Source organism: Streptomyces collinus (assembly GCF_031348265.1).
In the GTDB taxonomy this organism is placed as follows: Bacteria; Actinomycetota; Actinomycetes; order Streptomycetales; family Streptomycetaceae; genus Streptomyces; species Streptomyces collinus.
Window position 1 is genome coordinate 1351209 of sequence record NZ_CP133771.1, and the last position, 13389, is coordinate 1364597.

11 protein-coding genes and 1 riboswitch are annotated in these 13389 nt (G+C 70.1%); of the genes, 5 read left to right on the top strand and 6 right to left on the bottom strand.

Annotated features, from left to right (window positions below):
• Positions 1-309 precede the first annotated feature (309 nt).
• Both RFN52_RS06055 and RFN52_RS06060 read left to right on the top strand, forming a co-directional pair.
• Entirely contained in the window at positions 310-513 is a 204-nt protein-coding gene (locus tag RFN52_RS06055) for a DUF5999 family protein (RefSeq protein WP_033307435.1), read from the top strand.
• 201 nt (positions 514-714) lie between these two features.
• The gene (locus tag RFN52_RS06060) at positions 715-1749 is read left to right on the top strand and encodes a LacI family DNA-binding transcriptional regulator (RefSeq protein WP_184843380.1); all 1035 of its coding nucleotides are present in this window, start codon (positions 715-717) and stop codon (positions 1747-1749) included.
• A gap of 60 nt (positions 1750-1809) precedes the next feature.
• Here RFN52_RS06060 and RFN52_RS06065 read toward each other — a convergent pair whose 3' ends face one another.
• The 4 genes from RFN52_RS06065 to RFN52_RS06080 all read right to left on the bottom strand — a co-directional run bounded on the left by RFN52_RS06065 (position 1810) and on the right by RFN52_RS06080 (position 6053).
• Entirely contained in the window at positions 1810-2859 is a 1050-nt protein-coding gene (locus tag RFN52_RS06065; protein ID WP_184843383.1) for an endo-1,4-beta-xylanase, read from the bottom strand.
• 54 nt (positions 2860-2913) lie between these two features.
• Positions 2914-3678 carry a carbohydrate ABC transporter permease gene (locus tag RFN52_RS06070; RefSeq protein ID WP_359149692.1) on the bottom strand — a complete coding sequence of 255 codons (765 nt, stop codon included), beginning with the start codon at positions 3676-3678 and terminating at the stop codon, positions 2914-2916.
• Positions 3679-3752: 74 nt separating this feature from the next.
• Positions 3753-4754, bottom strand: a complete 1002-nt coding sequence (locus RFN52_RS06075; protein ID WP_184843389.1) for a carbohydrate ABC transporter permease — start codon at positions 4752-4754, stop codon at positions 3753-3755.
• Between the two features lie 6 nt (positions 4755-4760).
• Positions 4761-6053: an extracellular solute-binding protein gene (locus RFN52_RS06080; protein ID WP_184843392.1), complete on the bottom strand. Its 1293-nt coding sequence runs from the start codon at positions 6051-6053 to the stop codon at positions 4761-4763.
• A gap of 424 nt (positions 6054-6477) precedes the next feature.
• Between RFN52_RS06080 and RFN52_RS06085 the strand changes: the two genes are divergently transcribed.
• Entirely contained in the window at positions 6478-8457 is a 1980-nt protein-coding gene (locus RFN52_RS06085) for an APC family permease (RefSeq protein ID WP_184843395.1), read from the top strand.
• 1 nt (position 8458) lies between these two features.
• On the opposite strand, the gene RFN52_RS06090 is transcribed toward RFN52_RS06085, so the two are convergent.
• A complete protein-coding gene (locus RFN52_RS06090; protein ID WP_184843398.1) occupies positions 8459-9055 on the bottom strand; it encodes a DUF1707 SHOCT-like domain-containing protein in 597 nt (198 codons plus the stop codon).
• A 125-nt stretch (positions 9056-9180) separates the two neighbouring features.
• Here RFN52_RS06090 and RFN52_RS06095 point away from each other — a divergent pair, with 125 nt between their 5' ends.
• Positions 9181-9576 carry a TOBE domain-containing protein gene (locus RFN52_RS06095; RefSeq protein ID WP_184843400.1) on the top strand — a complete coding sequence of 132 codons (396 nt, stop codon included), beginning with the start codon at positions 9181-9183 and terminating at the stop codon, positions 9574-9576.
• Positions 9577-9651: 75 nt separating this feature from the next.
• Positions 9652-10071 carry a TOBE domain-containing protein gene (locus RFN52_RS06100; RefSeq protein WP_184843403.1) on the top strand — a complete coding sequence of 140 codons (420 nt, stop codon included), beginning with the start codon at positions 9652-9654 and terminating at the stop codon, positions 10069-10071.
• Positions 10072-10135: 64 nt separating this feature from the next.
• On the opposite strand, the gene gcvP is transcribed toward RFN52_RS06100, so the two are convergent.
• Positions 10136-13021: an aminomethyl-transferring glycine dehydrogenase gene (gene gcvP / locus RFN52_RS06105; RefSeq protein ID WP_184843406.1), complete on the bottom strand. Its 2886-nt coding sequence runs from the start codon at positions 13019-13021 to the stop codon at positions 10136-10138.
• A 175-nt stretch (positions 13022-13196) separates the two neighbouring features.
• Positions 13197-13292: riboswitch (glycine riboswitch) on the bottom strand.
• Between the last annotated feature and the right edge of the window lie 97 nt (positions 13293-13389).

Genomic DNA, 13389 nt, shown 5'->3' on the forward strand with positions numbered 1-13389 from the left:
CCTAATGGCTCGTACGAGCCGGAATAGTCGTCGGCCCGAGCGGACTAGCCCCATTCGGCCACTGCGAACCACCCGAAGGGACAGTGCAGTTGGGATGAACCGTCGGCGCGGGTGATGCGTCATGAATCTGTGAGAGGCGGTGCCGCGAAATCCCTGCGGATTGACGCCCGTAGGGCAACACTGGGTTCCGACGACTTATCACAACGGGGGGCGGCCATGAACGACACTTCTAGCCGCGGAACAGACACGACAGCCAACTCAGCCAACTCACTCTCATCGTCCATCTCGACCCAGCGAAAGATCCCACCCATGTGCCAGCACCAGACCCAGTGCCCCTCAGCAGAATCCGCCGACCGGGAATCCGCCCGCCTCGTGGCGCACCACCCGGAGCAGGGATGGAGCCTGCTGTGCAACGGCGTGGTGCTCTTCGAGGACACCGGCGAGCTCCTGCCGGACGGCCGGGCCATCGCCCCGCACCGTCCGCTGGCCGGCCAGGTGATGACGGCCGCCTGAGGCCGCTCGGCGGGGCGACGCCCCGCCGGCACACATGAGGGGCCGGCCGCAGCGCACCCTGCGAACCGGCCCCGACGCATGTCCGGCGGCCGTCACTCACCGTCACCCGTCGCGACGTGCCGTTCCCGGCTCGTACGCCTTCCCACGGATGCCCGTTTTCCGGAAGACTCCTGGAAGTTTCGCGGTCACCCGTCGACGGAGGTGGGGCAAGTGGGAGGACGTGGGGCCGACGCCGAGGGCAAGGTCACGATCACGGAGATCGCCCGGCAGGCCGGCGTGTCCGTACCGACCGTGTCCCGGGTCGTCAACGGCCGGTCCGACGTGTCGCCGCAGACCCGGGCCCGAGTCGAGGACCTCCTGCGCCGCCACGGCTACCGCAGGCGTCCCGCGGCCCCGGGAGCCCGTGCCGCCCTGCTCGACCTGGTCTTCAACGACCTCGACAGCCCCTGGGCCGTGGAGATCATCCGCGGGGTCGAGGAGGTCGCGCACGCCGCCGGGGTGGGCACGGTCGTGTCGGCCATCCACGGGCGCTCGGGAGACGCCCGCGAGTGGATGCGCAACCTGAGGGCCCGCGCCTCCGACGGCGTCATCCTCGTGACGTCGGCCCTGGATTCCACGCTGCACGAGGAGCTGCGGATCCTCGGCGTGCCCCTGGTGGTCGTCGACCCGGCGGGCTCCCCCGCCCTGGACGCCCCGACCATCGGCGCGGCGAACTGGTCGGGCGGCCTCGCGGCCACCGAACACCTGCTGTCCCTCGGCCACCGCCGGATCGGCCTGATCGCCGGCCCGCCCCGCCTGCTGTGCTCACGGGCCCGTCTGGACGGCTACCGCGCGGCCCTGGAGGGCGCCGGCATCACGCCCGACGCGTCCCTCGTCGTCCCCGGAGACTTCCGCCCCGAGTCCGGATTCACCGCCTGCACCACCCTGCTCGACCTCCCCGAACCGCCGACCGCTCTGTTCGCGGCCAGCGACCAGATGGCACTCGGCGCTGTCGAGGCGCTGCGCCGGCGCGGGCTGCGGGTGCCGCAGGACATGAGCGTGGTCGGCTTCGACGACCTTCCAGAGGTCCGCTGGTCGGCCCCGCCGCTCACGACGGTCCGCCAGCCCCTGGCCGACATGGGCAAACTGGCCGTGCGCACGGTGCTCCGGCTCACCCGCGACGAGCAGCCGGACTCACCGCGCGTGGAACTGGGCACCGACCTGGTGGTACGGGCAAGTACCGCGCCTCCGGCCTGACTCCGGCTTGAGGAACGGCGCCCCGCCACCCCCTGTCGGGCAGGGCGCCGTCCGCCCCCGCTACTTCCCGCCGAGCGCCTCACGCAGCGCGAAGTACGCCGGCTTCGGCCGCAGTTCCTCGTCCCACGGCAGGGCCGCGCCCTCACCCGGGAAGAACGCCGGGATCCACGAGTACTTGTCGGTGTAGTCCCACAGGGTGATGCCGACGCATCGGCGTACCGCCAGGCACGCCTCGGTCAGGTCGGCGTACCACTGGGCCTGCTGGGTCAGCTTCTCCTCGGTCGCGGGCAGCTGCATCCGGATGTCGACCTCGGTGAGCGCGGTGTCGAGGCCGAGCCGGGAGAAGCGGCGGAGGTTGTCCTCCAGGGTGGCCGGATAGCCGTACTGCAGGGCCAGATGAGCCTGGAGGCCGATGCCGTGCAGCGGGACGCCCGCGGCCTTCAGTTCCTTGGCCAGCCGGTAGTAGGCGTCGCTCTTCGGGCCGGTCGCCTCGATGTTGTAGTCGTTGAGGTACAGCTTGACCCGAGGATCGGCCTGGTGAGCCCAGCGCAGCGCATCGGCGATGTAGCCGGGGCCGAGCGTCTTGTAGAAGACCGACTCCCGGTACGTACCGTCCTCGTTGAACGCCTCGTTGACGACGTCCCAGGCGAACACCTTGCCCCGATAGTGCCGTACCTCCGCCTGGATGTGCTTCTTCAGCACGGCCCTCAGCTCCGGGGCCGTCCACTCCCTGCTGGTGAGCCATCCGGGCAGCTGGCTGTGCCAGACCAGGGTGTGACCGCGTACCTTCTGCCGGTTGGCCCGGGCGAGGTTCACGATCTCGTCGCCCTGGGAGAAGTCGAACACGCCCTGCTCGGGCTCGGTCGCGTACCACTTCATGCCGTTGCCGGGTGTGATCTGGTCGAACTCGCTGCCGAGCAGGGCCTTGTACGGCCCGTCCACGAGCTCGGGGTTGTCGGTGGCGCTGCCGAAGTAGCGGCCGTGCCGCTGGGCGAGGTCGGCGAGGGTGGGCTGCTGGTGATCCGCGTGGGCGGGGGTGCCGGCTGTGATGCCGGCGGCGACCAGGAGCGCGGCGACGGCGCCGGCGAGTCTCAGACGGGTGGTGCGCATGGTGCGACTCCTCACGACAGGTGGGTGGGCAGAGCCGTACGTTGGCGGAGCGCGTCAGCCCTTGGTGGCGCCGGCGGTGAGGCCGCCGACGAGCTGACGCTCGGCGACCGAGTAGAAGGCGAGTGCGGGCACCATGGCCAGCACCAGATAGGCGAAGACCTTCGCGTACTCGGCGGAGTACTGCCCCTGGAACTGCTGGACGCCGATCGGCAGCGTCCACCACTGCGCGTCGGTGAACACCAGCAGCGGCAGGAAGAAGTTGTTCCAGCTGGTGACCACGGCCAGCACGGAGACGGTGCCGAGCGCGGGCCGGGCCATGGGCAGCAGCACCCGCCAGAAGAAGCCGAACGGAGTGCACCCGTCGAGCGTGGCGGCCTCTTCCAGCTCACCGGGGATCTGCCGGAAGAAGCCCCGCAGGATGATGATCGTCATGGGCAGTCCGAAGGCGGCCTGCGGGAGGATCACGCCGAGGGGGTTGTCCAGCAGGTCCAGGGAGCGCAGCAGCAGGAACAGCGGCAGGGCGGCCACCGCGAAGGGGAACATCAGCCCCATGGTGAACAGCGTGAACAGCGCTTCCCGGCCCCGGAAGGCGAACCGCGCGAAGGAGAACGCCGACAGGGCGGAGACGGCGACGATCAGGACGGTCGTGCCCACCGCGATCAGTGTGCTGTTGCCGATCAGCCGCCAGAAGTCCCCCGAGCCGAGGATCTGGGTGTAGTTGGAGGTGACCCACGACTCGGGCAGACCGACCGGGTTGCGGGAGAGTTCGTCGGTGGACTTGAAGCCGGAGAGCACGGCGTAGAGCAGGGGGACGGCCATGACCGCGCCCACTGCGGTGAGGACGAGGTGCAGGCCCCAGGTCCTGCCGCCCTCACGGGTCTTCTGACTGGCGGTCACTTTCCGTCCCCCCGCATGGTCGTGGTGGCCCCTTCGAGATCGCGCCGGAGCACGAACCGCTGGTAGGCGAGGGCGAAGACGAGGCTGATGCCGAACATGACCACACTGATCGCGCTGGCGTAGCCGACCTGGTAGCGCTTGAAGCCGTACTGGAACATGGTCACGGCCATGGTTTCCGAGTGGTGGTCGGGACCGCCCGCGGTGGTGACCCAGACCAGGTCGAAGAGCTGGATGGACCCGATGACCGCCAGGAACACGCTGATGCGCAGGGTGGGCGCGAGCAGCGGCAGGGTGACGTTGCGGAACCGCTGCCAGGCGCTCGCCCCGTCGATGAGCGCCGCCTCGGTCAGTTCCCGGGGGACGGCCTGAAGCCCGGCGAGGTACAGCATCATGTGGAAGCCGAAGTACTTCCAGGTCATGACCAGGAAGACGGTCGCCATGACGGTGGACGGATCCGCGAACCACTCCCCGCCCAGCCCCTCCAGTCCTACCTTGCCGAGGACCTGGTCGGCGAAGCCGTCGTCCGGGGCGAAGATCATGCCGAAGAGGATTCCGGTGATCGCCTCGGACAGGACGTAGGGGGCGAAGAACAGCATCCGGTAGACCGCCCGGCCGCGCATCCGCTGGTTGAGCAGCACGGCCATGGCGAGCGCGAACGGCAGTTGGAGGGCGAGCGACAGCACCACCAGGACCAGACAGCGCCACAGGTCGCCGAGGAAGACGTCGTCCTGGAGGAGCCGGGTGAAGTTCTCGCCGCCGATGTAGTCGGAGGGCATGCCGAAGCCGCCCCAGCGGAAGAACGCGGCGTACAGGGCGAACAGCATCGGCAGCAGCACGAGCCCCATGAACAGCACCAGGGCGGGGAGTTGGAAGCCGGCCGCGGTGAGCCAGTGCAGCGCGCGTCGCCGGGTCCGCCCCGGGGGCCGCCGGTCAGCGGCCGGGGGCGGGGCACCGGCGCCGCGGCCGGCCCGTTTGTCCGGCAGGAACGTGGAGGTCATCGCCGGCTACTGCTCTTCCTTCGCGGTCTTCGTGATGGACTGGGCGACCTGCCCGGGCGACTTGGAGCCGGCGATGAGCGCGGCCACACTGTCGTTGACCTCCTGGCCGACGGCGGGCGCGTAGGCCTGGTCGAGGTAGAGCTGGAAGCCGGTGGCCGCCTTCAGCTGAGCCTGTACGGCCTTGATGTTGGGGTCGGCGATGGCGCTCTCGGCCGCGGGGACCACGGGCAGCACGCCGGTCTTCTTGACCAGTTCCAGGTCGGTCGCCTCGGACGCGAAGAACTTGAGGAAGTCGACGGCCTCCTGCGGGGCTCCCCGGCGCAGGGCGTGTCCGCCGCCTCCGCCGAACACCTCGGTGATGGCGCCCTTGCCGCCCTCGACCGCGGGGAACGGGAAGAAGCCGAGGTCCTTGCCGAGGCCCTTGCCCGCGTCGGCCTGGACCGTGGGCGCCCACTGGCCCATGAGCTCCATCGCCGCCTTGCCGTTGCCGACGGTGGCGGCCTGGCCGGTGGGTGAGGAGTAGGCGGCGCCGAGGAAGCCCTTCTGGAACGGCTGGAGTCCGACGAGTTCCTCCAGGTGCTCGCCCGCCTCGACGAAGGGGGCACCGGTGAAGTCCTTGTCGTCGTAGGCCTTCTGGAGGGCTTCCGCGCCGGCGGTGCGCATCGCCAGGTAGGCCCAGTAGTACATGCCGGGCCACTTCTCCTTGCCGGCCAGCGCCAGCGGGGTGACCTCGGCGGCCTTGAGCTTGCGTACGGCGTCGAGGAAACCGTCCCAGGTGGTCGGGGGCTCGGCGATGCCGGCCTTCTCGAAGAGCGCCTTGTTGTACCAGAAGCCGATCATGCCGATGTCGAACGGGATGCCGTAGACCTGGTCGTCGAGCAGGTAGGGCTCCTTGGCGACCGGCAGCAGGGCCTCGCCCCACGGTTTGGTGCGGTCCGTGAGGTTCTCGACGAGCCCGGCGTCGACCTGCTGCTTCAGCACGCCGCCGCCCCAGGTGTGGAAGATGTCGGGCAGCTTCCCGGAGGCGGTCAGGGCCGTCATCTTCGACTTGTAGGCGTCGTTCTCCATCTGGACGATCTTTATCTTGACCTTGGGGTTCTGCGCCTCGTACTTCCGGGCGAGGGCAGCCCAGACGGTCTTGGACGGCTCGGTGGTGGAGATGTTCCACCATTCGACCGTGGTCGTCCCGGACGACCCTCCGTCCGAGTCCCCGCCGCATGCGGTCAGTGCCGTCATCCCCAGACCGGCCGCGGCGGAGGCCGCCAGGAAGCCGCGTCGGGACAGTGCGGGGTCGCCCATCATGCGCTCCTCGAAAGTTTCGAAGTAGTTCCAGAAAGGTTCGCTGCTGCCGCACCCTAGAGACAGCGGGTAAACGGTGGCAACCCCTCGTGCACGCTGAATCTTGCGTCAGGACATCGACGGGGAGGGCTGACGAAACATTCGGCTCGTCAGGCGAACGTTACGAAGCTGCCCTGATCGCGATCACACAGGGTGTCCGCCCAGGAGCCGGAGACCGACCCCCCACACCGCGCGAGCCGAGCCGCCGAACGCGCTCTCAGCTCGCGTTTCTGCATCCGCGTCCGCCCCGGCCGCGAGTCTTAACGGAAGCTTGACGCGCACGACCCCCGCATTCAGGGGCCACGGCATCACGCTCCGCTTACGCTGATCGGGCCGTCCAGTGATGGCCGGAACCACGCTGAGTCCGCACATCGGGAGCACGTCGATGGCCACCACCGAGCACCCGGCACCGAGCCCTCCGGAGCCCCCTTCACCCAGCCGTCTGCGCAGCTGGATGCTGGAGGGCCTGTCCGACATGGGCAAGGGCGGCGGCCACACCGGGCCCCATGCCGAGCCGGAACCCCCGCACCGGGGCCAGCCCTGGTGGCGGGTGATGTGCCTGACCGGCGTCGACTACTTCTCCACGCTCGGCTACCAGCCGGGTATCGCGGCCCTCGCCGCCGGACTGCTGTCGCCGATCGCGACGATCGTCCTCGTCGTCGTCACGCTGGCCGGGGCCCTGCCCGTCTACCGCCGCGTGGCCGAGGAGAGCCCGCACGGCGAGGGCTCGATCGCGATGCTGGAGAGGCTGCTCTCCTTCTGGCAGGGCAAGCTGTTCGTGCTGACCCTGCTGGGCTTCGCCGCCACCGACTTCCTCATCACCATCACCCTGTCGGCCGCCGACGCCTCCACCCACCTCGTGGAGAACCCGCATCTCACCGGCGTCCTGCACGACAAGCAGATGCTGATCACCCTGATCCTGGTGGCGCTGCTGGGCGCGGTGTTCCTCAAAGGCTTCCTGGAGGCGATCGGTGTCGCGGTCGCCCTCGTCGGTGCCTACCTCGCACTGAACGTGGTCGTGGTGATCGTCGGCCTCTACCACGTCATCACCGCGGGTCATGTGGTCACCGACTGGTCGAGCGCCCTCACCACCCAGCACAGCAACGTCTTCGCCATGATCGGCGTCGCCCTGCTCGTCTTCCCGAAACTGGCGCTCGGCCTCTCCGGGTTCGAGACGGGCGTCGCCGTGATGCCGCACGTCAAGGGCGACCCGGACGACACCGAGGCCCGGCCGACCGGCCGCATCCGCGACACGAAGAAGCTGCTCACCACCGCCGCGCTGATCATGAGCGTCTTCCTGATCACCACCAGCTTCATCACCACCCTCCTCATCCCGGAGAAGGAGTTCGAGGCGGGCGGCCAGGCCAACGGCCGGGCGCTCGCCTATCTGGCGCACGACTACCTGGGCAACACCTTCGGCACCGTCTACGACGCCTCGACGATCGCCATCCTGTGGTTCGCCGGCGCCTCCGCGATGGCCGGCCTGCTCAATCTGATGCCGCGCTATCTGCCCCGCTACGGCATGGCCCCGCACTGGGCCCGTGCCGTGCGGCCCATGGTCATCGTCTTCACACTGATCGCCTTCGTGGTCACCTGGATCTTCGACGCCGACGTCAACGCCCAGGGCGGTGCCTACGCCACCGGCGTGCTGGTCCTCATCAGCTCCGCGGCGATCGCGGTGACCATCGCCGCCCGCAAGGCCCGGCAGCGGAACTGGACGGTCGCCTTCGCGGTGATCTCCGCGGTGTTCCTGTACACCACCGTGCTCAACGTGATCGAGCGCCCGGACGGCGTGAAGATCGGCGCCTGCTTCATCGCCGGCATCATCCTGGTCTCCCTGCTCTCACGGCTGGCCCGGGCGTTCGAGCTCCGTGTGACCAGCGTGACGCTGGACGACATGGCGGAACGTTTCGTCCGGGACATGGCCAGCCGCCGGATGCGGTTCATCGCCAACGAGCCGGACCGGCGCGACATCGCCGAGTACCGCGACAAGATCGAGCAGATCCGGCAGGACAACGACGTGCCCGGCCAGGAGGACTTCGTCTTCGTCGAGGTGACGGTCACCGACCCGTCCGAGTTCGAGGCGGGCCTGACCGTACGCGGGGAGGTGCTGCACGGCCGCTACCGTGTGCTGACCCTGGAGTCGTCCTCCATCCCCAACGCCCTGGCCGCGCTGCTGCTGCACGTCCGCGACTCGACGGGGTGCACCCCGCACATCTACTTCGAGTGGACCGAGGGCGGGCCCTTCGCCAACTTCCTGCGCTTCTTCCTGTTCGGCCAGGGCGAGGTCGCCCCGGTGACGCGCGAGGTCCTGCGCGAGGCGGAGCGGGACCGCAAGCGGCGGCCGAGGGTGCACGTGGGCTGAGTCAGGCCGTCGCGCTCCTCCTGCCGAAGCCCCTGCGCGGCGAGCGCACGACGAGCTGCCCGTAGGTGACCTCGCCGGTGATCCGTACCCGCAGCCGGACGGGGGCGTCGGCCGGCCGACGCGCCTTGAGCGCCGAGTAGTTCATCACCAGGCCGTCGGTGTCCACGACGACACCCGGCCTGGTCAGCAGTTTCAGGGAGCCGGCGCGCAGGTCCAGGTCGATGTCCAGGGTGTCGTGTGTGATCACCGCGTCGGTGAAGTCGAGCGTCACCTCGCCCCACGCCGAACGGATCTCCAGCCGCCGCGGCACCACCCAGCCGTCGCCCCGCCGGGTCGAGGCCCCCTCCTGCCGGATCCGGACCACGCCGTCGGCCTCGGCGGGCGTCCCGCCGACGGGCACGGGCAGGTCCTCCGTCAGCACGGCGAGTTCGCCCATCGTCCGGGCGGACAACGCGGCCTCCAGCCGCTCGTCGAGCTCTTCCAGGGTGAGCCGGCCGTCGCCCGCGGCGACGCGCAGCACATCCACGGCCCGGTCCCGGTCCGCGTGCGACGCCCTCACCTCGGGCGATCCACCGGTCCGCACGATCTCCGCCGCCATCACTCCACCCCGATCCCCCGGGCACGGCACCCGGCCCACCAGTCGGGACTAACGCTATATCGCGTTATACCCAACGGCCAACCCCGCATCCGCCGTTCCCTTCCCGCGCGCCTATCGTGACCGGCATGCAGTCCTACACGATCGGCCAGGCAGCACGGCTGCTCGGCGTGAGCCCGGACACCGCCCGCCGCTGGGCGGACGCGGGCCGCATCACGACCCACCGCGACGAGACCGGGCGACGGCTCATCGACGGGCGGGACCTGGCCGCGTTCTCGGTCGAACTGGCCCGGTCCGGCTCCGCCGAGGAGGACACGACGTACACCTCGGCCCGCAACGCGTTCCCGGGCATCGTCACCGCGATCAAGCTCGGCGACGTCGCCGCCCAGGTCGAGATCCAGGCCGGCCCGCACCGGCTCGTCTCCCTGCTCACCCGCGAGGCGGTGGAGGAACTGGGCCTGGAGGTCGGCATGGAGGCGACGGCCCGTGTGAAGTCGACGAACGTCCACATCGACCGCGTCTGAACCCCGAGGGGAGGCGGAGGCGACGCAAGCGCACACCTGCCAGGGCGAACACCGCCATCGGGCTACCGTGCACCCATGAGCCTGAGCATCCGCAACCAGCTCCCCGGCACCGTCACCGCCGTCACTCCAGGCGAGGCCATGGCGACGGTCAGGGTCCGCCTCACCGGCGGCCAGGACCTCACCGCGGCGATCACCCGCGAGGCCGCGGAAGAGCTCCGTCTCACCCCGGGCGCCACCGTGCGCGCCCTGATGAAGTCGACGGAGGTCTCCCTGGCCACCGCGCCGGTCGAGGGCCTGTCGATCCGCAATCAGCTCCCCGGGACGGTCACGGACATCGCGGCCGGCGACGCGATGGCGTCGGTCCGCGTCACGGTCGAGGGCGGCGAACTGACCGCCGCGATCACCCGGGACGCGGCGGACGACCTGGCCCTGTCCCCCGGGATCCCCGTCGTCGCCCTGATCAAGGCGACCGAGGTGTCACTCGCCACCCCCTGACGAGCCCGGAGACGGCGGGAGGGGCCCCGCACCGCGGAGCCCCTCCCGTTGACCGGTCGGCCGATCAGTCCTCGTACGCGTCCAGCGGCGGGCAGGAGCACACCAGGTTCCGGTCGCCGTAGGCCTGGTCGATGCGGCGCACCGGCGGCCAGTACTTGTCGGCGGTCGACACCCCGGCCGGGAAGACGGCCTCCTCACGGCTGTAGGCGTGCTCCCACTCCCCGGCGAGCGCGCCGGCGGTGTGCGGAGCGCCGCGCAGTGGGTTGTCCTCCGCGGGCCACTCGCCGGAGCCGACCTTCTCGATCTCCGCGCGGATGGCGATCATCGCCTCGCAGAACCGGTCCAGCTCGGCCAGGTCCTCCGACTCGGTCGGCTCGATCATCAGCGTCCCGGCCACCGGGAACGACATGGTCGGCGCGTGGAAGCCGTAGTCGATCAGCCGCTTGGCGACGTCGTCGACGCTCACACCGGTCGCCTTGGTCAGCGGGCGCAGGTCGATGATGCACTCGTGGGCGACGAGCCCGCCGGGACCGGTGTAGAGGACCGGGTAGTGCGGCTCCAGCCGCTTGGCGATGTAGTTGGCGCTGAGCACGGCCACCTGCGTGGCCCGCTTCAGCCCCTCGCCGCCCATGAGCCGGACGTACGCCCATGAGATGGGCAGGATGCCGGCCGAGCCCCAGGGAGCCGCCGAGATGGGGCCGACGCCCGTCTCCGGGCCGGCCTCGGGCTGCAGCGGGTGGTTCGGCAGGTAGGGCGCGAGGTGCTCACGCACCGCGACCGGGCCGACGCCGGGGCCTCCGCCGCCGTGCGGGATGCAGAAGGTCTTGTGCAGGTTCAGGTGCGAGACGTCGCCGCCGAAGTGCCCCGGCTTGGCGAGCCCGACAAGAGCGTTGAGGTTGGCCCCGTCGACGTAGACCTGCCCGCCCGCCTCGTGCACCTGCGCACAGATGTCGGCGACGTGCTCCTCGAACACACCGTGCGTGGACGGGTACGTGATCATCAGCACGGCCAGCTGGTCGCGGTACTGCTCGATCTTCGCCCGCAGGTCATCGACGTCGATCTCGCCGTCCTCGGCGGTCTTCACGACCACGACCTTCATGCCCGCCATGACGGCGCTGGCGGCGTTGGTGCCGTGCGCGGACGACGGGATCAGGCAGACGGTGCGCTGCTCGTCCCCGTTGGCCCGGTGGTACCCGCGGACGGCGAGCAGACCGGCCAGCTCACCCTGAGACCCGGCGTTCGGCTGGAGGGAGACCTTGTCGTAGCCGGTGACCTCGGCGAGGCGGTCCTCCAGCTCGTGGATGAGGGTGAGGTAGCCCCCTGCCTGCTCGGCGGGCGCGAAGGGGTGCAGCTGCCCGAACTCGGGCCAGGTGACCGGCTCCATCTCGGTCGTCGCGTTGAGCTTCATCGTGCAGGAGCCCAGCGGGATCATGCCCCGGTCGAGCGCGTAGTCGCGGTCGGCCAGCTTGCGCAGGTAGCGCAGCATGGCGGTCTCGGAGCGGTGCTGGTGGAAGACGGGGTGGGTCAGGTAGTCGTCGGTACGCAGCAGCGCGGCCGGCAGCCCGTCCTCGGTCGATGCGTCCAGTGCCTCGACGACACCTTCGACACCGAAGGCGGCCCATACGGCACGCAGCTGGGCCCGCGTCGTGGTCTCGTCGCAGGCGATCGAGACGCGGTCGGCGTCGACGAGGCGCAGGTTGACCCCGTTGTCACGGGCGGCGGCCACGACCTCGGCGGCCCGGCCCTCGACGCGCACGGTCACCGTGTCGAAGTAGGAGCCGTGCACGACCTCGACCCCGCCGTTCGCGAGTCCGGCGGCGAGGACGGTGGCGTACCGGTGGGTGCGCCGCGCGATGCCCTTCAGGCCCTCCGGACCGTGGTAGACGGCGTACATGCCGGCCATGACGGCGAGCAGCACCTGCGCGGTGCAGATGTTGCTGGTGGCCTTCTCACGGCGGATGTGCTGCTCACGCGTCTGCAGCGCCAGCCGGTAGGCCTTGTTGCCGTCGGCGTCCACGGACACGCCGACGAGCCGCCCGGGCAGGCTGCGCGCCATCTTGTCCTGGACTGCCATGTAGCCGGCGTGCGGTCCGCCGAAGCCCATGGGGACGCCGAAGCGCTGCGTCGTGCCGACGGCGATGTCCGCCCCGAGCTCACCGGGCGACTTCAGCAGCGTCAGCGCCAGCAGGTCGGCGGCGACGGTGACGAGCGCCCCGAGCTCGTGCGCCCGGTCGATGACCGGCTTGATGTCCCGCACGGCACCGGAGGCGCCCGGGTACTGGAGCAGCACGCCGTTGATGTCGCGCTCGGCGATGTCGGCGGGGATGCCCTCGCTCAGGTCGGCGACGACGACCTCGACTCCGGCCGGCTCGGCGCGGGTCTGGATCACGGCGACGGTCTGCGGCAGCGTGTCCGCGTCGACCAGGAACAGGCCCTTCTTGTTCTTGCCCAGGCGCCGCGACAGCGCCATGGCCTCGGCGGCCGCGGTGCCCTCGTCGAGCAGGGAGGCGCCGGAGGTCGGCAGACCGGTCAGCTCGGCGACCATCGTCTGGAAGTTGAGCAGCGCCTCCAGCCGGCCCTGCGAGATCTCCGGCTGGTACGGCGTGTAGGCCGTGTACCAGGACGGGTTCTCCATGACGTTGCGCATGATGACGGGCGGCGTGAAGGTGCCGTAGTAGCCGAGGCCGATCATGGAGCCGAGGACCTCGTTGCGGTCGGCGAGGGAGCGCAGCTCGGCGATCACCTCGGCCTCGCTGCGGGCGCCCGGGAGGTCCAGTGCCTCGGTGCTCTTGATCACTGCCGGGACCGCGGCGGCCGTGAGCTCGTCGAGCGACCCGTAGCCGACGTGGGCGAGCATCTTGGCGCAGGCCTCGTGGTCGGGGCCGATGTGGCGCTGCTCGAAGGGGACTGCCTCTTCGAGCTCGGAGAGCGGAATGCGGTGGGCGGTCATTACGGAGGCCTCCTGGTCGACACGACCTGCGAGGGGCACCACGGCACGGGTACCCGGACGGCCTCCCCCTCTGTCATCTCAACCTGAGAGCTTCACCGGATCGCCCGAAGGCCTCCGGCTTTCACCGTCGGTGAGAGCGGACGCCGTCGACACCCGCCCTGCTTTCCAGAGTGACCTCGTCCGTGCGGTACGTGAGCCTGAGAGATTCCGGGGAGGATTTGCTCCTTCGGCGCCTCCGATGGTGTCTGGAGGACTCTCCCGCACGGGGTCAACAGCCGCTGCCAGCGTACCAGCGAGGTCAACGCACGAACCGTCGAGTGGCCGCATCCCCACTTGTACCGTTTTGTAGTGTTTACGGATGAGGTGCG